Origin of the sequence: Cupriavidus sp. IDO (assembly GCF_000812465.1) — a bacterium.
Taxonomy (GTDB): Bacteria; Pseudomonadota; Gammaproteobacteria; order Burkholderiales; family Burkholderiaceae; genus Cupriavidus.
Genome location: NZ_JWMA01000006.1, coordinates 134,458 through 154,372, shown reverse-complemented (window position 1 = coordinate 154,372; position 19,915 = coordinate 134,458). Strand labels below are relative to the sequence as shown.

Genomic DNA, 19,915 nt, shown 5'->3' with positions numbered 1-19,915 from the left:
CTGCGATGGTATGATTAGCGCCAACTATCGGGCACAAGGGGGGCGGAAAGGGGCGCAGGCAGCACGCCGCGCCGGCCCTCCTGTGGCCCGGCTTTCCTGAACGCTGCATAGGCCGATACCACACGACAACGTGCGACTATCCTCGATCAAGCTGGCGGGCTTCAAGTCATTTGTCGATCCCACCAATTTTCAAGTCCCCGGCCAACTGGTCGGCATCGTAGGTCCCAACGGCTGCGGCAAATCGAACATCATCGATGCGGTGCGCTGGGTGCTGGGCGAGTCACGCGCTTCCGAGCTGCGCGGCGAGTCCATGCAGGACGTCATCTTCAACGGTTCCACGGCCCGCAAGCAGGCCGGGCGGGCAAGCGTCGAGCTGGTCTTCGACAACGCCGAGGGCCGCGCCGCCGGCCAGTGGAGCCAGTACGCCGAAGTGGCGGTCAAGCGCGTGCTGACCCGCGACGGCACCTCGTCCTACTACATCAACAACCAGCCGGTGCGCCGGCGCGATATCCAGGACATCTTCCTGGGCACCGGCCTGGGGCCGCGCGCCTACGCCATCATCGGGCAGGGCATGATCTCGCGGATCATCGAGGCCAAGCCCGATGACATGCGGATCTTCCTGGAAGAGGCCGCTGGCGTGTCCAAGTACAAGGAGCGCCGCCGGGAGACGGAAAACCGGCTATCGGATACCCGCGAGAACCTGACCCGCGTGGAAGACATCCTGCGCGAGCTCGGCGCCAACCTCGAAAAGCTCGAAGGCCAGGCCGAAGTCGCGCAGCGGTTCAAGACGCTGCAGGCCGACGGCGAAGAGAAGCAGCACCTGCTGTGGCTGCTGCGCAAGCGTGAGGCGCAGGCCGAGCAGGAGCGTCACCAGCGCGCCATCGAGCAGGCCCAGATCGACCTGGAAGCCCAGACGGCGCAACTGCGCCACGTCGAGGCCGAGCTGGAAACCATGCGTGCCGCGCATTACGCGGCGTCCGACGGCATGCACGCGGCGCAGGGTGCGCTGTATGAAGCCAACACCGAGGTCAGCAAGCTCGAAGCGGAAATCCGCTACGTGGTCGAGTCGCGCAACCGCGTGCAGGCCCAGATCGCCGCCCTGACCGCCCAGCGCGAGCAGTGGCAGGGCAAGGCCGGGCAGGCCACCGACGAACTGGCGCAGGCCGAGGAAAACCTCGCCGTGGCGGAAGGCCGCACGGTCGAGGCGCAGGAGGCCGTTGCCCACAAGAACGACGAACTGCCGACGCTGGAAGCCCAGTGGCGCGATGCCCAGCAACTGCTCAACGAGCAGCGCGCCGGCATCATGCAGGCAGAACAGGCGCTCAAGCTCGAAGCCGCCCAGCAGCGCAGCGCCGACCAGATGCTGCAGCAGCTCGAGCAGCGGCGCGAGCGCCTGTCGGCGGAAGAAAAGGGCCTGGACCGGCCCGATGAAACCCGCCTGGAGCAGGCCCGCGCCGAACTGGCCGAGCAGGAAGCGGTGCTGGAAGAGGCGCAGGCCATCCTGGTCGATGCCGAAGACAGCGTGCCGCGCCTGGACAGCGAGCGCCGCGCCGCGCAGGAGCGCGTGCAGAGCGAGGCCGCCGCCATTGGCTCGCTGGAAGCCCGGCTGTCAGCGCTCAGGCAGCTGCAGGAAAACGTGCAGACCGACGGCAAGGTCCAGCCCTGGCTGGCCAGGCACGGCCTGTCGGAACTGCCGCGCCTGTGGAAGAAGGTCCATATCGAGCCGGGCTGGGAAAACGCCCTCGAATCCGTGCTGCGCGAAAAGCTGGCCGCGCTGGAAGTGTCAAACCTGGACTGGGTCAAGGCCTTCCTGTCCGACGCCCCGCCCGCCAAGCTCGCCTTCTATTCGCCGCCGCCGGCCGCGCGTCCGGTGGAAACCCCGGCCGGCCTGCGTTCGCTGATGTCGCTGGTGCAGATCACCGAGCCGGGCATCCGCGCCGTGATGCAGGACTGGCTGGCGGACGTCTATGTCGCGACCGACATGGCCGCCGCGCTGGCCGCGCGCGGTACGCTGCCCGAAGGGGCATCGTTCGTCGTCGCCGAAGGCCACCTCATCGGCCGCAACGCGATCCAGATCTACGCTGCCGATTCCGAGCAGGCCGGCATGCTGGCCCGCGAGCAGGAAATCGAGAACCTGCAGAAGCAGGCGCGCGCGCAGTTGCTGCTGTCCGACGAGGCCAGGAGCCAGGCCGTGCGTGCCGAAGCGGCATACACGCAAGCCAGCCAGTCGCTCGGCGAAGCGCGCTCGCGCAGCGAGCAGGCCACCCGCCGCGTGCATACGCTGCAGATGGACGTGCTCAAGCTGTCGCAGGCGATGGAACGCTACTCGGCCCGTAGCGGCCAGATCCGCGAGGAACTGGAAGAAATCGGCGCGCAAATCGACGAACAGCGCGCCATTCGCGCCGAGTCGGAAGCCAGCTTCGAGCAGCACGACGCCGCGCTGGCGGAGATGCAGGCCACGCACGAAGACCAGCAGATGGCATTCGAGGCGCTCGACAGCAAGCTCTCGGGTGCCCGCCACCAGTTGCGCGATCTGGAGCGCGCCGCGCAGGAAGCGGTCTTTGCCGAACGCAACCTCGCCAGCCGCATCGACGAGCTGCGCCGAAATATCCAGGTGGCCGCCGACCAGGCCGAACGCATCGCCGAGTCGCTGGAAAACGCGCGCGCCGAGCTGGAAACCATCAATGAGCAGACCGCCCACACCGGCCTGCAGGAAGCGCTGGAACTGCGCGCCGAAAAGGAAGAGAAGCTGGGCGCGGCCCGCATCGAACTCGATGCGCTGTCGGCCCAGTTGCGCCAGTTCGACGACCAGCGCCTGGCCGCCGAGCGCAGCCTGCAGCCGCTGCGCGACCGCATCACCGAGCTCCAGCTCAAGGAACAGGCTGCGCGCCTGAACCAGGAGCAGTTCAGCGAGCAACTCGCCACCGCCGAGGTGGACGAAGCCGCGCTGGCGGAAAAGCTCACCGGCGACCTGAAGCCGTCGTACCTGCAAGGCGAAGTCACGCGCATCAACAACGCCATCAACGGGCTGGGCCCCGTCAACATGGCCGCGCTCGACGAACTGGCCGCGGCGCGCGAACGCAAGACCTTCCTCGATGCGCAGTCGGCCGACCTGAACGACGCCATCACCACGCTGGAAGACGCCATTGCCAAGATCGACCAGGAAACCCGGGCGCTGCTGCAGGGTACCTTCGATCAGGTGAACCATCATTTCGGCGAGCTGTTCCCGTCGCTGTTCGGTGGCGGCCAGGCCCGCCTGATCATGACCGGCGAGGAAATCCTCGACGCCGGCGTGCAGGTCATGGCGCAGCCGCCGGGCAAGAAGAACTCGACCATTCACCTGCTTTCCGGCGGCGAGAAGGCGCTGACCGCGATCGCGCTGGTGTTTGCGATGTTCCAGCTCAATCCGGCACCGTTCTGCCTGCTGGACGAGGTGGACGCGCCGCTGGACGACGCCAATACCGAGCGCTACGCCAACATGGTGGCGCGCATGTCCAGCAAGACGCAGTTCGTATTTATTTCACACAACAAGATCGCCATGGAAATGGCTCATCAACTCATCGGCGTGACCATGCAGGAGCAGGGTGTCTCGCGTATTGTGGCTGTCGACATGGACGCGGCGGTTTCTATGGCGGAGGCAGCATGAGCATGGCCATTGATTCCTCGGAGGCTGCAGCATGAACCTGAACATGGACCTGCAGACCGCGCTGATCGTCGCGGGCCTCGTCTTCCTGGCGCTGCTGTTTGCCTACAACCAGTGGCAGATCCGCAAGGCGCGCCGTCCGCGCGAGCTGAGCCCGGAAGACGACCTGCCGCCGATGCGCGAGCCGGTGGTAGGCCAGACCACTGCGCCTGAAGTCGCGGCCAAGCTGCATGAGACACCCGCGCAAGAGCACATCGAGCGACGCGAGCCGACGCTGGCGGCCAAGCCGGCGGCACCGGCGCCTTCGCCAGTCACCTCGAACGACGTGGCGGTTGCCGCAGCGGCAGCTGCCGCCAGTTCCGCCGATGCGGACGAGACAATTGCCGAAGAGGTGGCACTCGCCGCAGCGCCTGCTGCTTCGACGTCGGCCCATGCACAGCCTGGGCCGGCTGCCCAGGCCGAGGCTGTCGAGGAAGAGCCTGCCGTGGCCGTGCTGGATGGCCAGCCCACGCCGGCCGTGATCGATCCGCTGATCGACTGCATCGTGCCGCTGCACCTGGAGCGCAAGGCTTCCGGCGACCGCATCCTGCCGCTGACCGGCCGTCTGCGCCGCGCCGGCACCAAGCAGGTTCATATCGAGGGCCTGCGTGCCGAGGCCAATGCGTGGGAAGCGGTGACCGCCGGCCATCAGTACGAGGATATCCAGGTCGCCGTGCAGCTCGCCAATCGCGGCGGTCCGCTCAATGCGCTGGAATTCTCCGAATTCGTCAACGCCGTGGAATCGCTGGCCGAATCGCTTGACGCCTCGGCCGACCTGCCCGACATGACGGAAACCGTGGCCAATGCGCGCGAGCTCGATGCCTTTGCGGCAGGCTGCGACGTGCAGCTTGGCGTCAACGTGATCTCCGACGGCGCGCCGTGGTCTGCCGCTTACGTGCAGAACGTGGCCACGCAGGACGGCCTGGTGCTGTCGCGCGATGGCACCCGCTTTATCCGCTACCAGGCTGGCCCTGACGGCGTGCAGCGTCCGCTGTTCACGCTGCAGTTCGGCGATACCAACTTCCTGCGCGATGACCTGACCATCAAGGCCGGACGCCGGATCACGCTGCTGCTGGATGTGCCGCAGGCCGACCAGTCGGCAAAGCCGTTCAAGACGGTCTGCGAGTATGGCCATACCCTGGCGCAGCGCATGGGGGCGCAGCTGGTCGACGACAATATGCGGCCGCTGAGCGAGCCGTCGTTCGTCGCCATCTTCAACCAGCTCGAAGCGCTGTACGTCAAGCTGGAAGCGCGCGGCATGCCCGCCGGCTCCCCGGTGGCGGTGCGTCTGTTCAGCATTTAGCCGGAGTCAGCAATGAGCGGAACCCATCACGGCGCGAAGGCCAATGCCTCCGCGCCCGGCGCCGGCTTGCCGCCCAAGGCGGCTGCCGATCGCGTCCAGTGGCTGCGCGAAGAGCTGGATCGCCACAACTACCAGTATTACGTGCTCGATGCGCCGACCATTCCGGACGCCGAATACGACGCGCTCTTCAGCGAGCTGCAGGCGCTGGAAATCGAGCATCCGGAGCTGCTTACGCCCGACTCGCCCACCCAGCGCGTCGGCGGCCAGCCGCTGTCGGCGTTCGACACCGTGCGGCACCGCGTGCCGATGCTGTCGCTCAACAACGGTTTCTCCGACGAGGACGTCATCGCCTTTGACCGCCGCTGTGCGCAAGGGCTGGGCCGCAGCGTGCTTGCCGGCGGCGCGCAGGACCTGTTCAGCGCCGCCGATGCGGTGGAGTACGCCTGCGAGCTGAAGTTCGATGGCCTGGCGATGTCGCTGCGCTACGAGGACGGCCGGCTGGTGCAGGCCGCCACCCGCGGCGACGGAGAGACCGGCGAGGACGTGACCGTCAACGTGCGCACCATCAAGGCGATCCCGCTCAAGCTGCGTGGCCAGGCGCCCGCGGTGCTGGAAGTGCGTGGCGAGGTGTTCATGTACCGCCGCGACTTCGACAAGCTCAACGAGCGCCAGGCCGAAGCCGGCGAGAAGACCTTCGTCAATCCGCGCAACGCCGCCGCTGGCAGCCTGCGGCAGCTCGATCCGCGCATTACCGCGCGCCGGCCGCTTTCGTTCTTTGCCTATGGCCTGGGTGAATTGCAGGGCGTGGACCGGCCGCCAACCCACAGCGCCATGCTCGACGGGTTTGCCACCCTGGGCCTGCCGGTCTGCAAGGAGCGGGCGGTGGTCAAGGGCGCGCAGGGGCTGCTGGATTTCTACCGCGATGTCGGCGAAAAGCGCGATGCGCTGCCGTATGACATCGACGGCGTGGTCTACAAGGTCAACGCGCTGGACGAACAGGAGAGGCTCGGCTTTGTTTCGCGCGCGCCGCGATTTGCGCTGGCGCACAAGTTCCCGGCGCAGGAAATGACGACCATCGTCGAGGACATCGAGGTGCAGGTGGGCCGCACCGGCGCGATCACGCCGGTGGCGCGGCTCAAGCCGGTGTTTGTCGGCGGGGTGACCGTGACCAACGCCACCCTGCACAACGAGGACGAGGTTCGCCGCAAGGATGTGCATATCGGCGACACGGTGATCGTGCGCCGCGCCGGCGACGTGATTCCGGAGGTGGTGGCAGTCGTCGCCGACCGGCGTCCTGCCGACGCGCGCGCCTTTGTGATGCCGACCGAATGCCCGGTGTGCGGCTCGCACATCGAGAAGCTTGAGGATGAAGCGATTGCACGCTGCACCGGCGGCCTGATCTGCGCCGCCCAGCGCAAGCAGGCGCTGCTGCATTTCGCGCAGCGCCGCGCCATGGATATCGAAGGGCTGGGCGACAAGGTGGTCGAGCAGCTGGTCGACCAGGGCATCGTGCGCACGCCGGCCGACCTGTTCAAGCTCGGCGTGGCTAAGCTGGCGGCGCTGGACCGGATGGCGGACAAATCGGCTTCCAACCTGGTGGCTGCGATCGATGCTTCGCGCGAGACCACGCTCAACCGCTTCATCTTTTCGCTGGGCATCCGCCATGTGGGCGAGGCCACGGCCAAGGACCTGGCCAGGCATTTCGGCAAGCTCGACGGGCTGATGGCCGCCGACGAGGCCGCATTGCTCGAAGTGAACGATGTCGGCCCGGTGGTGGCGCAGTCGATCGCGAATTTCTTCGGCGAGCCGCACAATGTCGAGGTAATCGAACAGCTTCGCGCGGCAGGCGTACACTGGCCGGAAAGCGAACCGGCCGCGAAGGCGCCGGCGCCGCTGGCGGGCAAGACTTTCGTGCTCACCGGCACGCTGCCGACGATGTCGCGCGAAGACGCCAAGGAACGGCTGGAAGCAGCCGGTGCCAAGGTGGCGGGTTCGGTTTCAAAGAAGACTGACTATGTGGTGGCCGGCGCCGAAGCCGGCAGCAAGCTCGACAAGGCCGAGGCACTGGGCGTGCCGGTCCTGGACGAGGCAGGCATGCTCAAGCTGCTGGCCGAATTCGGCGCAGGCCAACCGGGGGAACCGCAATGATTCGCGAAATTCTCAAGATGGGCGATCCGCGCCTGCTGCAGGTGGCGCGGCCGGTGGAGCGCTTCAATACGCCGGAGCTGCGCATCCTGGTCGACGACATGTTCGACACCATGGACCATGCCAATGGCGCGGGCCTGGCGGCGCCGCAGATCGGCGTCGACCTGCAGGTGGTGATCTTCGGCTTCGACCGCAATCCGCGCTATCCGGACGCACCGACGGTGCCCAAGACGGTGCTGATCAATCCGGTGCTGGAAATGCTGTCCGATGAGATGGAGGACGGCTGGGAAGGGTGCCTGTCGGTGCCGGGGCTGCGCGGCGTGGTGCCGCGCCATGTCAGTCTGAAATACAGCGGCTACGACATGATGGGCAACCGCATCGAGCGCATTGCCGAAGGCTTTCATGCGCGTGTGGTGCAGCATGAATGCGATCACCTGCAGGGCATTCTGTATCCGATGCGGGTGAAGGACTTTGCGCGTTTCGGATTTACCGAGGTGCTGTTCCCCGACTTGCCGCCCAACAGCGACGACTGAAATGCCGCTGACAGTCCGGCGTGCCCTCCTCATGTGAGGACACGCCGGATCTCGCTACCTCAGAACTTCTCGAACGGTCCCAGGAAACGCCACTGTCCGGGCGGCAGATCGCCCAGCACGACGCGGCCCATGCGGACCCGCTTCAGCCCCACCACTTGCAGGCCCACCTGTTCGCACATGCGGCGAATCTGGCGCTTGCGGCCTTCGCGCAGGACAAAGCGCAACTGCTCCTCGTTCTGCCAGCTGACCTTGGCCGGCTTCAGTGCCACGCCGTCGAGCGACAGGCCGTGGCGCAGACGCTCGATCTCTTCGGGCGGGAAGACCGCGCTGATATTGCGCTCGACCAGCCCGTTCGGCGAATCCCAGGTCACGCGAACCAGATACTCTTTCTCGACGTTCGAATCCTCGCCGATCAGCGCACGCGCCACGCGGCCGTCCTGCGTGAGCACCAGCAGGCCGGTGGAGTCGATATCGAGGCGGCCAGCCGGCGCCAGGTTCTTGCGCTGCCAGGGCGCAAAGCGCTTGCGCGTCGGGTCTCCCTCCCACTGGTTCTCCGCGGTAAAGAGCACCGCTGCCGGCTCGTAGCCGTCTTCCGCCTGGCCCGACACAAAGCCGACCGGCTTGTTCAGGAGCACGGTCACGCGTTCGCCTTGCTCGGAGCGCGCAGCCTGCAGAATCTCGATCTCGGCGTCAGGGCGGATGCGCGAGCCCAGTTCGGTGACCGGCTTGCCGTCGACCAGCACCCAGCCCCGCGGAATCCATTCATCGGCCTCGCGCCGCGAGCACAGGCCGAGCTCGGACATGCGCTTGGACAGGCGGACCAGCCCGTCGTCGTGCGCCGGTTCGCGTGCCATGGCAGCAGGCGCGGCCGGGCGGCTTTCCGTGCGTGCGTCCGGTTGGCGCGCGGCGCGGTCGCCTGTGGGGCGTGCCGGCCGGGCGCGATCCGCCGTGTCGCTGAACCGGCGTGCAGGCGCTGCGCCTTCGCGGCGGCGGTCATCGGGACCCGGCGCGCGGCGCTGGCGGCCTTCGTCATCGCCGAAGCGCCGCGGACGGGATTCGCCGGTGTCAGGACGGCGCGGACGCGACTGGCTGCTGTCGTCGCCATAGCGGCGTGGACGCTGCTCGTCATTGCTGAAGCGGCGCGGGCGCGATTCATCGTCACCGGCCCTGCGCGGGCGGGACTCTCCGTTGTCGAAACGTCGCGGGCGTTGCTGGCTGTTGTCATCGCCGTAACGGCGGGGACGCGATTCATCATCGCCAAAGCGGCGCGGGCGCGATTCATTGTCACCGGCCCTGCTCGGGCGCGACTCGCCGTTGTCGAAGCGCCGCGGACGCTGCTGGCTGGTGTCGTCACCATAACGGCGAGGACGCGATTCATCATCGCCAGAGCGGCGCGGACGCGACTCGTCATTGCCGAAGCGGCGCGGGCGTGATTCATCGTCACCGGTCCGGCGCGGGCGGGGCTCGCCATTGTCGAAACGCCGCGGACGCTGCTGGTTGTCGTCGCCATAACGGCGGGGACGGGATTCATCGTCGCCAAAGCGGCGTGGACGGGCCTCGCCTTCCTCGAACCGGCGCGGGCGGGCCTGCCGTTCGCCGTCGGCCGGACGTCCTTGCCGGGCCGGGCGGAAATCGCGGTCGCCCTCGCTGCGTGCCGGGCGGGCGGGCCTGCCGGCGGCATTGTCACGGCGCCCGCCTGCACCTTGCTCCGGCTGCGACGGTGTGCGCTTGGCAGACTTTTCGCCGGCCCGCTCGTGCGCACGCTTGATGCCTTCGGCAACGGCCTGGACGCGCTTGCGGTTCAGGTCGGAGACGCGCACGGGCCGGTTGCCGGAGGGCTTGCGGGTGGCGGTGCCGGCGGGCGGCTTGATGCCCAGCGTCTTGCGCTTGGGCGAATTGCTATCGGTCATATCTTCAATGCTGCCAGCGGGAATCAGATTTCCAGCGCGGCGAGCAGGTCCTGTTCAAGCTGAATCTGCGATCGGTTGTCGGCGGCAAGACGGCTGCCGTCGACCAGGAACACGTCTTCGACGCGTTCGCCAAGGGTGTTGATGCGGGCGGTGTGGACTGAGACGCGATGCTGCGTGAGCACGCGGGCAATCGCATACAGCAGGCCAGTGCGGTCGTTGGCCGACACCGACAGGAGGTAATACTGGCCGCGCTCGTCAGGCCGCAGGTCTACGCGCGGCTTGATCGGGAAGCTGCGCGACTGGCGCGACAGCCGGCCCTGGCTGGGCTCGGGCAGTGGCGCCTGCAGGCGCAGGCGCTCGGACAGCTCGTGTTCCACCAGCGCAAGGATGTCACGGTAGTTGCCGCCGTCGCCGGAGATGCCTGGATCGGTCACCTGGAAGGTATCAAGCGCGTAGCCGTGGCGAGTGGTGTGGATCTTGGCGTCCTGGATGGAGTACGCCTTGCGCTCGAAGTAACCGCAGATCCGTGCAAACAGGTCCGGCTGGTCCTTGACGTACACGGCCACCTGCAGGCCCTCGCCGGCGGGCGAGATGCGCGCCTTCACTACTGGCGTGGGGCTGTTCACCTTGTCGTAGAGATGGCGCGTGAGCCAGGCGATGTCGCGCGAGTCATGCCGCAGGAAGAACGCCACGTCGAGCTGCGCCCACAGCGGCTTGCCCAGCTCCGGGTCGAAGGCCTTGAGGCGCAACTGCGCGATGGTCTCTTCCTTGCGCTGGGACCAGAGCGAGTGCGGATCGACCCTGGCGCCGCCGAGCACGCGCAGCGTGATGCGGTAGAGGTCTTCCAGCAGCTTGCCCTTCCATGCGTTCCAGACCTTCGGGCTGGTGCCGCGGATATCGGCCACGGTCAGCAGGTAGAGTGCCGTCAGGTAGCGCTCGTTGCCGACCACGCGGGCAAAGGCATGAACCACTTCCGGATCGGTCAGGTCCTGCTTCTGCGCCACGTGGCTCATGGTCAGGTGATGCTCGACCAGCCAGCAGATCAGGTCGGCGTCCTCGCGCGCGATGCCGTGCTGCTTGCAGAAGCGGCGCGCATCCACGGTGCCGAGCTTGGAGTGATCGCCGCCGCGGCCCTTGGCGATGTCATGGAACAGCGCCGCCACCGACAGAACCCATGGCTTGTCGAAGCTGGCGATCAGCTGGCTGCAGAACGGGAATTCGTGCGTGTGCTCGACGATGGCGAAGCGGCGCATATTGCGCACCACCATCAGGATGTGCTGGTCCACTGTGTAGACGTGGAACAGGTCGTGCTGCATCTGCCCGACGATGCGCCGGAAGTTGATCAGGTAGCGGCCCAGCACGCTGGTCTGGTTCATCAGGCGCAGCGCGTGAGTGATGCCCTGCGGCTCCTGCACGATGGCCAGGAACAGGCGGCGGTTCTCGGGATCGTTGCGCCAGCTTGCACCCATGAGGGTGCGCGCGTTGTACAGCCCGCGCAGCGTGCGCGGCGACAGGCCCTTCACGCCCGGCGTGCGCTCGTACAGCAGGAAGGTTTCGAGGATCGCGTGCGGGTCGCGCTCATAGACGTCGTCGCTGGTGATTTCCAGCATGCCCTGGCGCTCGACAAAGCGCTCGTTGAGGACGCGCGTCACCTGCGACTCGCAGGGGAACAGCAGCGCCTCGATATTGAGCAGCAGCACGCTGTTGAGCTGCGTGACGGCCTTGGCGGCCCAGTAGTAGCGGCGCATCAGCTGTTCGCTGGCACGCTTGTTGTCGTTCTGCCGGTAGCCGAAGGATTCGGCCAGGGCGGTCTGCAGGTCGAACACCAGCACATCCTGACGGCGGCCCGCCACCAAGTGCAGGCGGGCGCGGATGGTCTTCAGCAGGCGTTCGTTGCGGGCCAGTTCCTGGGCTTCGCGCTCGGTCAGCAGGCCCTTCTCGAACAGCTCTTTCCAGCTGTCGCCGAGACCCGCCGCCTTGGTCATCCAGAGGATGACCTGCAGGTCACGCAGGCCACCGGGGCTTTCCTTGCAGTTGGGCTCCAGCGCGTAGGGCGTGTCCTGGTACTTGGCGTGGCGCTGGCGCATTTCCAGCAGCTTGGCCTGGAAGAATGCTGCCGGGTCCAGGTCGGCCTGGTAGCGTTGCTGCAACTCCGCAAACAGCTTGCGACTGCCGGTCAGCAGGCGTGCCTCCAGCAGCGAGGTCTGGATCGTGACGTCGAGCCGCGATTCACGAATGCAGTCGTCGACCGTGCGCACGGATGAGCCGATTTCGAGTCCGAGATCCCAGCACAGGCCGATGAAGCGCTCGAGCCGGCCGGTGGTGTCTGCGTCCGGCTCGGTCGGAAGCAGGAGCAGGACATCCACGTCCGAATAGGGAAACAGTTCGCCGCGGCCATAGCCGCCAACCGCCACCAGTGCCGCGCCGGCGGGCATCTCCAGCCCGCGCCAGGCCTCGATCAGGGCGGTATCCACCGCCCGGCGCAGACGCGTGATCAGCGTCGTGGCCTGGGCAGTTGCCTCGAAATCGGCGAACAGGGCCTGCTTGTCGGACTTCAGTCTGTCGCGAACACGGGCGGCGAGCAGGAGTTCCGGCGTGGTGTCCATGGAGTGGGCGTGGAGGTTCGTGGGCACGGCTGAAATGAGAAGGGCGCCTGTCAGGCGCCCCTGGCTTGGTGCGGCGTCAGGCCGCAACGGATTCCGTAATGAACGCGGGCGGCGCCGGGGTGTTGGCCGACACGGTCAGCACTTCGTAGCCGGTCTCGGTGACCAGCACGGTGTGCTCCCACTGGGCCGACAGGCTTCGGTCGCGCGTCTTCACCGTCCACTGGTCGGGCATGGTGCGGATGTCGCGCTTGCCGGCGTTGATCATCGGTTCCACCGTGAAGATCATGCCGGCCTTGATCTCGGTGCCGGTGCCGGGGCGGCCGTAGTGCAGGATCTGCGGGTCTTCATGGAAGTTCTTGCCGATGCCGTGGCCGCAGTATTCGCGCACCACGCTGTAGCCGGCGGCCTCGGCGTGCACCTGGATGGCATGGCCGATGTCGCCCAGGCGGGCGCCGTCGCGCACCTGCGCGATGCCCTTCCACATGCACTCATACGTCACCTGTGCCAGGCGCTTGGCGAGGATCGAGCCCTCGCCGACGATGAACATGCGGCTGGTGTCGCCGTAGTAGCCTTCCTTGGTGATGACGGTGATATCCAGGTTGATCGCGTCACCGCTCTTCAGCACGCGCTCGCCGGGGATGCCGTGGCAGATCACGTCGTTGACCGAGGTGCAGATTGCGCCGGGGAAGGGCGGATAGCCCGGGGGCGCGTAGTTCAGCGGCGCGGGCACGGTGCCTTGCACGTCACGCATATAGGCATGGCACAGGCGGTCCAGCTCGCCGGTGGTCACGCCCGGCTTGACGAAGGGGGTGATGTAGTCGAGGACTTCGGAGGCAAGGCGGCAAGCCACGCGCATTTGGGCGATGTCTTCGGCGGTATTCAGATAGATGCTCATGCTGCGTCGCCAGAAATGTGACGGCGAGGCCTCAGGCCGCGCCGGAATCGAATGGTCAATGTGGGATTATCGCACCATCGCGAGGGGATCGCAGCCAATGGCGTGCCAATCGGAGGCAGACAAGGCTTCTGTATTCCCGAGGCGTCTGGCCGGAGGTGATGCAGGGGCGCCTCGTCCGGCAAAGGTCGGGCAGGCTTGAGCGGCCTGCGTTTTTATTGCTACAATAGCAGGCTAGCTTGTTTGCGATGCAGCAAACCCTTTGCGGGGATGTTGCCGGCAGGCCGGAATCTCGAAATCGCTGGTCCGCTCATCCGGGGTGTTCCTCTTCAGGAATGTCGGGGCGGACTTCAGACCAAACCCTATTGGAGAATTACATGTCCGTCACCATGCGCGAAATGCTGGAAGCCGGTTGCCACTTCGGCCACCAAACCCGCTTCTGGAACCCGAAGATGGCTCCCTTCATCTTCGGTCACCGCAACAAGATCCACATCATCAACCTCGAAAAGACGTTGCCGATGTTCCAGGACGCACTGAAGTACGTGCGTCAGTTGGCCGCCAACCGCGGCACCATCCTGTTCGTGGGCACCAAGCGCCAGTCGCGCGAAATCCTGGCTGAAGAAGCCGGCCGCGCAGGCATGCCTTACGTCGACGCCCGCTGGCTCGGCGGCATGCTGACCAACTTCAAGACGGTCAAGATCTCGATCAAGCGCCTGAAGGACATGGAAGCTGCCAAGGAAGCCGGCGCGCTGGACACCATGAGCAAGAAGGAAGCGCTGATGTTCGAGCGCGAGATGCTCAAGCTGGAAAAGTCGATCGGCGGCATCAAGGACATGGGCGGCGTTCCTGACGCCATCTTCGTGGTCGACGTCGGCTACCACAAGATTGCCGTGACCGAAGCCAACAAGCTGGGCATCCCCGTGATCGGCGTGGTCGATACCAACCACTCGCCGGAAGGCATCGATTACGTGATCCCGGGCAACGACGACTCGAGCAAGGCCGTGGCCCTGTACGTGCGCGGCGTGGCTGACGCGATCCTGGAAGGCCGTGCCAACGCGGTGCAGGAAGTCGTGGAAGCCGCACGCGGCGGCGACGAATTCGTCGAAGTCCAGGAAGGCTGATCGCCTGCCGGCGAAAGGACCCCGATAGCGCGCATCGCCTCGGAACGACAAGCAGGCATCGTCAGCCGCCCGGAGCATGGGGCGGCCGTTGCGCGAAGCCGGGGGACGCCGGCATATAAGCAGGGCGATAAAAGGGGGCACATCTGGCGCCCCTTTTTTTTGAATTTTTGATTTGTTGTCATCCGCCGCAGGCAATCTGTCGCGGGTGAGGCTGTACACCCCGGCCGGCAGTCTGACAGGGCAACCGCGGACAGGCTGGCGCGAACCATTCAAGGAGTGACAAATGGCGGCAATTACCGCAAGCATGGTGGCTGAACTGCGCGCGAAGACCGACGCGCCGATGATGGAATGCAAGAAGGCCCTGACCGAGGCCGACGGCGACCTGAACAAGGCTGAAGAGCTGCTGCGCGTCAAGCTGGGCAACAAGGCCAGCAAGGCCGCGTCGCGCGTGACCGCCGAAGGCGTGGTCGCATCGTTCATCGACGGCACCACCGGCGCCCTGGTCGAACTGAACTGCGAGACCGATTTCGTCTCCAAGAACGACGACTTCCTGGCTTTCTCGGCCAAGGTGACCGAGCTGGTCGCCAAGCAGAACCCGGCCGACGTGGCTGCCCTGTCGGCGCTGGAAATCGACGGCGTGAGCGTTGAGGCCACCCGCACCGCCCTGATCGGCAAGATCGGCGAAAACCTGACGATCCGCCGCTTTGCCCGCTACGCCAACGGCGGCAAGCTGGTGTCGTACCTGCACGGCACCCGTATCGGCGTGATGGTCGAGTTCGACGGCGATGAAGCCGCCGCCAAGGACGTCGCCATGCACGTGGCCGCCATGAAGCCGGTGTCGCTGTCCGCCGACCAGGTCCCCGCCGACCTGATCGCCAAGGAGCGCAGCATCGCCGAGCAGAAGGCTGCCGAATCGGGCAAGCCGGCCGAGATCGTCGCCAAGATGGTTGAAGGCTCGGTGCAGAAGTACCTGAAGGAAGTCTCGCTGTTCAACCAGCCGTTCGTGAAGAACGACAAGCAGACCGTTGAGCAGATGCTGAAGGCCGCCAACACGACCGTCAAGGGCTTCACCCTGTACGTCGTGGGTGAAGGCATCGAGAAGAAGCAGGACGACTTCGCCGCTGAAGTGGCCGCCCAGGTGGCCGCTGCGCAGAAGGCCTGATGTCCCGGCGGTCCGGACCCCTCGTGGAGGGTGACTGGCCCGCCGTATAATGCCGCAGGGGCGCCGAAAGGTGCCCCTCTGCACAAGTAGGAACACGCTGCCTGTCCCGCGCGGCGTGCGCTGCAGCAGTCTGTTTTCGCGGTCACCCGCCCAACTGGACGGGTGACCGCGAAAACCGGCTTTCTCCCGCGGACGGCGCGCCGATCCGTGCCGTTCGCGTTAAAACATACGTCTCAAAACGAGCGTCCAGCTCTTGCCCGAGGGTGAACATGCCAGCCTATAAGCGCGTCCTTCTGAAATTGTCCGGTGAAGCCCTGATGGGCGACGATGCCTTCGGCATCAACCGCTCCACCATCGAGGCCATGGTCAATGACATTGCCGAGATCGTGAAGCTCGGCGTCCAGGTGGCGGTGGTGATTGGCGGCGGCAATATTTTCCGCGGCGTCGCCGGCGGTGCCGCCGGCATGGACCGCGCCACGGCCGACTACATGGGCATGCTGGCCACCATGATGAACGCACTGGCCCTGCAAGACGCCATGCGCCACGCCAACATCGAAGGCCGCGTCCAGTCGGCGCTGCGCATGGACCAGGTGGTCGAGCCCTACATCCGTCCGCGGGCGATCCGCCAGCTGGAGGAGGGCAAGGTGGTGATTTTCGCCGCCGGCACCGGCAACCCTTTCTTCACCACCGACACCGCCGCAGCGCTGCGCGGCTCGGAAATCGGTGCCGAGGTCGTGCTCAAGGCGACCAAGGTGGACGGCGTGTACACCGCCGACCCCAAGAAGGACCCGAGCGCCACGCGATACACCACCATCAGCTTCGACGAGGCCATCTCGCGCAATCTGCAAGTGATGGACGCCACCGCCTTCGCGCTGTGCCGCGACCAGAAGCTGCCGATCCGGGTGTTCTCGATCGTCAAGCCGGGTGCGCTCAAGCGCATCATCCTGGGCGAGGACGAAGGTACGCTGGTGCACGTCTGAGCGCCGCCGGCCGCGCCACAATGGTGGTACGCGGCCGGGCAAAGAGTAGAATGATTCATTTTCGATCCCGGCCTGCGGGATCATGATTGCCCTGTTTTCCGGAGGTTATGATGAGCGTCGCCGACACAAAGAAGAGCGCCGAGCAGAAAATGCTGAAGTCGATCGAGTCCTTCAAGGCCGATCTGGCGAAGATCCGCACTGGCCGTGCCCACACCGGCCTGCTCGACCATGTACAGGTTGATTACTACGGCTCGATGGTGCCGATCAGCCAGGTCGCCAACATCGGCCTGGCCGACGCACGGACCATCTCCGTGCAGCCCTGGGAAAAGAAGATGGTCGGCGCGGTCGAAAAGGCCATCCGTGATTCCGACCTGGGCCTGAACCCGGCCACCATGGGTGACATCATCCGCGTGCCGATGCCTGCCCTGACCGAAGAGCGCCGCAAGGAGCTGACCAAGGTCGTCAAGAGCGAGGCCGAAGGCGCCAAGGTTGCCGTGCGCAACCTGCGCCGCGATGCCAACGAGCAGTTTAAGAAGCTGGTCAAGGACAAGACCATCTCCGAGGACGACGAGCGCCGCGGCCAGGACGAAGTGCAGAAGCTGACCGACAAGTTCGTCGCCGAGATCGACAAGATGGTCGCGGAAAAAGAGAAGGAGATCATGACGGTCTGACCCGTCCCCGGCGAGCTTTCGCCGGGACTGTCAGTGACCGTCTGCCATCATGCAGCACATCAGTTCAACGCTCGGCGTTCCCGATACCACGTATGTGCCCCGGCACGTTGCCATCATCATGGACGGCAACGGCCGCTGGGCGACTCAGCGACACCTTCCGCGCGTGGCCGGCCACAGCCGTGGGCTGGATGCCGTGCGGGCGGTGGTGGAAGCCAGCGCAGCGCGCGGCGTGCAGTTCCTGACGCTGTTTGCGTTCAGTTCCGAGAACTGGCGCCGTCCGGCGGATGAAGTCTCGTTCCTGATGCGGTTGTTCATGACCGCCCTGCGCCGGGAAGTGGTCAAGATGCACGCCAACAACATCCGCGTGCGGGTGGTTGGCGACCTGAGCCGCTTCAGCCCGCGCATCCAGCAGCTGATCAGGGACGCCGAAGCGCGTACGGACGGCAATACCGGCCTGACCGTGACGATCGCCGCCAACTATGGCGGGCGCTGGGACCTGCTGCAGGCCATGCGCAAGATGCTGGCCCGCTCGCCGATGCTGGATCCGGACACCATCGACGAGGCCGTGCTGGCCCCGCACCTGGCAATGTCATACGCGCCGGAGCCCGATCTGTTCATCCGCACGGGCGGTGAGCAGCGCATCAGCAATTTCCTGTTGTGGCAGCTCGCGTATTCCGAGCTGTATTTCACCGACGTCTACTGGCCGGACTTCGACGCCGCGGAACTGGACAAGGCCTTCGCCTCGTACCGCCAGCGCGAACGCCGCTTCGGCCGCACCAGCGCACAGCTGGTCGCCCGGGGGCTGTCCGGCACCGCCTGAGCCGGCCCTTTCCACCATTACCCAACGGGAACCACCGCAGCGCATGCTCCTTACCCGCGTCATCACCGCCCTGTGCCTGTTGCTGCTGATCCTGCCGATCCTGTTCCTGGCGCCGCCCGTGGCGCTGGCCGGGCTGATCGCGGTGATCGTGCTGCTGGCGGGCTGGGAGTTCGGCCGACTGATCGGGCTGCGCCGTGCCTGGCCTTACGTCTATGCGGTGGCTTGCCTGCTTGCGCTGATCGTTTGGCATGACCTTCCGGGCCGCGCTGCGCTGACCTGGCTGCTCGAGGCCGCCGTGGTCTGCTGGGGCGTGGCGGTGGTGTTGCTGGCCCGCGGCGTGCGGACTGCCACGCCGGGCTTTACCGCACTGGGCGCGATACTCGGGCTGGTGATGCTGCCCGCGTTCGGCCATGCCACGATGATCCTGCGCGGCGCCGGCATCGGCGTGCTGCTCACCGCCGCCGTGCTGGTCTGGGCCGCCGACATCGGCGCATACTTTGTTGGCAAGGCCATCGGCCGGCGCAAGCTGGCGCCGGCCATCAGCCCGGGAAAATCCTGGGAAGGGGCCATCGGCGGCTGGCTGCTGGCCATGGCGATCGGCCTCGGCTTGGCCGCCACGCACGCGTTCGAGCCGACCTGGTTCTCGGTCATGGGCGACCGCGGCGGGCCGGTGCTGGTTGCAGTCCTGACCACGCTGCTGGTCGCCGCCAGCATCGCCGGCGACCTGTTCGAGTCGCTGCTCAAGCGCCAGGTCGGCATGAAGGACAGCAGCCGCCTCCTGCCCGGCCACGGCGGTGTGCTGGACCGCATCGACGCCTTGCTGCCGGTATTCCCGCTGGCGGCTCTCATGGTGACATTTTTCTGAAGCTGGCCTGATATGCATCGCATTACCATCCTTGGCGCCACCGGCTCGATCGGCGAAAGCACGCTCGACGTGATCCGGCGCCATTCCGACCGCTATGCGGTGCACGCGCTGACGGCGCACCGCCAGGTGGCCAAGCTTGCCGCCAGCTGCATCGAATTCCGCCCGGCCCGGGCAGTGGTTGGCACGGCCGAGGCCGCGCGCGAACTGGAAGGCCTGCTGCGCAATGCAGGCGTGCCTACCGAAGTCAGCCACGGCGAGGCGGCACTCGAGTCGGTGGCAAGCGACGCTGGGACGGATTCCGTAATGGCCGCAATCGTTGGCGCGGCCGGCCTGCGACCGACGCTGGCCGCGGCGCGCGCCGGCAAGCGGGTACTGCTGGCGAACAAGGAAGCGCTGGTCATGTCGGGGCGCATCTTCATGGATGCGGTGCGCGAGCATGGCGCCACGCTGCTGCCGATCGACAGCGAGCACAACGCCATCTTCCAGTGCCTGCCGGCGGACGATCCGCGCTACCGCGCCGGCGTGGCAAAGGTCGTCCTGACGGCCTCGGGCGGGCCGTTCCGCACGCGCGATCCGGCCACGCTGCACGACATCACGCCCGACCAGGCCTGCGCGCACCCGAACTGGGTGATGGGGCGCAAGATCTCGGTCGATTCGGCCACGATGATGAACAAGGGCCTGGAGGTGATCGAGGCCCACTGGCTGTTCGGCGCACCGCCGGAACGCATCGAGGTGCTGATCCACCCGCAGAGCATCGTGCATTCGATGGTCGCGTATATGGACGGTTCGGTGCTGGCGCAGCTCGGCAATCCCGATATGCGCACGCCGATCGCCTACGGCCTGGCCTATCCGGAGCGGATCGAGGCGGGCGTGTCGCCGCTGGACCTGGCGCTGGCGGGCACCCTCAGCTTCGAGAAGCCGGAGATGGCGCGCTTCCCGTGCCTCGGGCTGGCCTTCGACGCGCTGCGCGTCGGGGGGCTGGCTCCGGCGGCGCTGAATGCCGCCAACGAAGTGGCGGTTGAGGCCTTTCTGGACGGAAAGATCCGCTTCACGGATATCGCCCGCATCGTCGCTCGTGTGCTCGAAAAGGCACCACAGGGCGTGGCTGATTCGCTCGGCGCGGTGCTGGAGGCAGATACTGCCGCACGTGAGGCGGCACGTGCAGCGCTGGGCAAGCTTGGCTGAACTGGCGTCTGTGACGGGGCGGCTCGCGGCATCTGCGACA

General features: G+C 66.4%; 14 protein-coding genes. 11 read left to right on the top strand and 3 right to left on the bottom strand.

Features of this window, described 5'->3' with window-relative positions; translation table 11 throughout:
• The first annotated feature begins 130 nt into the window (after positions 1 to 130).
• From smc to def, 4 genes are read left to right on the top strand one after another with little or no spacing between them, the layout of a single operon-like run.
• Positions 131 to 3,646 carry a chromosome segregation protein SMC gene (smc, locus tag RM96_RS02495; protein WP_039007269.1) on the top strand — a complete coding sequence of 1,172 codons (3,516 nt, stop codon included), beginning with the start codon at positions 131 to 133 and terminating at the stop codon, positions 3,644 to 3,646.
• Positions 3,647 to 3,677: 31 nt separating this feature from the next.
• The gene (locus RM96_RS02490; RefSeq protein WP_039007267.1) at positions 3,678 to 4,985 is read left to right on the top strand and encodes a cell division protein ZipA C-terminal FtsZ-binding domain-containing protein; all 1,308 of its coding nucleotides are present in this window, start codon (positions 3,678 to 3,680) and stop codon (positions 4,983 to 4,985) included.
• A gap of 12 nt (positions 4,986 to 4,997) precedes the next feature.
• Positions 4,998 to 7,133, top strand: a complete 2,136-nt coding sequence (ligA, locus tag RM96_RS02485) for an NAD-dependent DNA ligase LigA (protein WP_039007265.1) — start codon at positions 4,998 to 5,000, stop codon at positions 7,131 to 7,133.
• A complete protein-coding gene (gene def / locus RM96_RS02480; protein WP_039007263.1) occupies positions 7,130 to 7,663 on the top strand; it encodes a peptide deformylase in 534 nt (177 codons plus the stop codon). Before ligA ends, def begins: the two co-directional genes overlap by 4 nt.
• Before the next feature lie 59 nt (positions 7,664 to 7,722).
• Here the strand turns inward: def and RM96_RS02475 are convergent, their stop codons facing one another.
• The 3 genes from RM96_RS02475 to map all read right to left on the bottom strand — a co-directional run bounded on the left by RM96_RS02475 (position 7,723) and on the right by map (position 13,122).
• On the bottom strand, positions 7,723 to 9,573 hold the full coding sequence (locus RM96_RS02475) for a pseudouridine synthase (RefSeq protein WP_039007261.1): 1,851 nt from the start codon (positions 9,571 to 9,573) through the stop codon (positions 7,723 to 7,725).
• A 23-nt stretch (positions 9,574 to 9,596) separates the two neighbouring features.
• Positions 9,597 to 12,179 carry a [protein-PII] uridylyltransferase gene (locus tag RM96_RS02470; RefSeq protein WP_039007260.1) on the bottom strand — a complete coding sequence of 861 codons (2,583 nt, stop codon included), beginning with the start codon at positions 12,177 to 12,179 and terminating at the stop codon, positions 9,597 to 9,599.
• A 76-nt stretch (positions 12,180 to 12,255) separates the two neighbouring features.
• Positions 12,256 to 13,122 (bottom strand): type I methionyl aminopeptidase, encoded by an 867-nt coding sequence (map, locus tag RM96_RS02465; protein ID WP_274520136.1) that lies wholly within the window; start codon positions 13,120 to 13,122, stop codon positions 12,256 to 12,258.
• 326 nt (positions 13,123 to 13,448) lie between these two features.
• Here map and rpsB point away from each other — a divergent pair, with 326 nt between their 5' ends.
• The 7 genes from rpsB (at position 13,449) to ispC (ending at position 19,875) form a co-directional block, all read left to right on the top strand.
• Positions 13,449 to 14,192 (top strand): 30S ribosomal protein S2, encoded by a 744-nt coding sequence (rpsB, locus tag RM96_RS02460; protein ID WP_039007256.1) that lies wholly within the window; start codon positions 13,449 to 13,451, stop codon positions 14,190 to 14,192.
• 283 nt (positions 14,193 to 14,475) lie between these two features.
• Entirely contained in the window at positions 14,476 to 15,354 is an 879-nt protein-coding gene (tsf, locus tag RM96_RS02455; RefSeq protein ID WP_039007255.1) for a translation elongation factor Ts, read from the top strand.
• 269 nt (positions 15,355 to 15,623) lie between these two features.
• Positions 15,624 to 16,334 carry a UMP kinase gene (pyrH, locus tag RM96_RS02450; protein WP_010809599.1) on the top strand — a complete coding sequence of 237 codons (711 nt, stop codon included), beginning with the start codon at positions 15,624 to 15,626 and terminating at the stop codon, positions 16,332 to 16,334.
• Positions 16,335 to 16,444: 110 nt separating this feature from the next.
• Positions 16,445 to 17,005 (top strand): ribosome recycling factor, encoded by a 561-nt coding sequence (gene frr, locus RM96_RS02445; RefSeq protein ID WP_039007250.1) that lies wholly within the window; start codon positions 16,445 to 16,447, stop codon positions 17,003 to 17,005.
• A gap of 49 nt (positions 17,006 to 17,054) precedes the next feature.
• Positions 17,055 to 17,825: an isoprenyl transferase gene (locus RM96_RS02440; protein ID WP_039007248.1), complete on the top strand. Its 771-nt coding sequence runs from the start codon at positions 17,055 to 17,057 to the stop codon at positions 17,823 to 17,825.
• A gap of 43 nt (positions 17,826 to 17,868) precedes the next feature.
• Positions 17,869 to 18,690 (top strand): phosphatidate cytidylyltransferase, encoded by an 822-nt coding sequence (locus tag RM96_RS02435; RefSeq protein WP_039007246.1) that lies wholly within the window; start codon positions 17,869 to 17,871, stop codon positions 18,688 to 18,690.
• 12 nt (positions 18,691 to 18,702) lie between these two features.
• A complete protein-coding gene (gene ispC / locus RM96_RS02430; RefSeq protein WP_039007244.1) occupies positions 18,703 to 19,875 on the top strand; it encodes a 1-deoxy-D-xylulose-5-phosphate reductoisomerase in 1,173 nt (390 codons plus the stop codon).
• Positions 19,876 to 19,915: the final 40 nt, after the last annotated feature.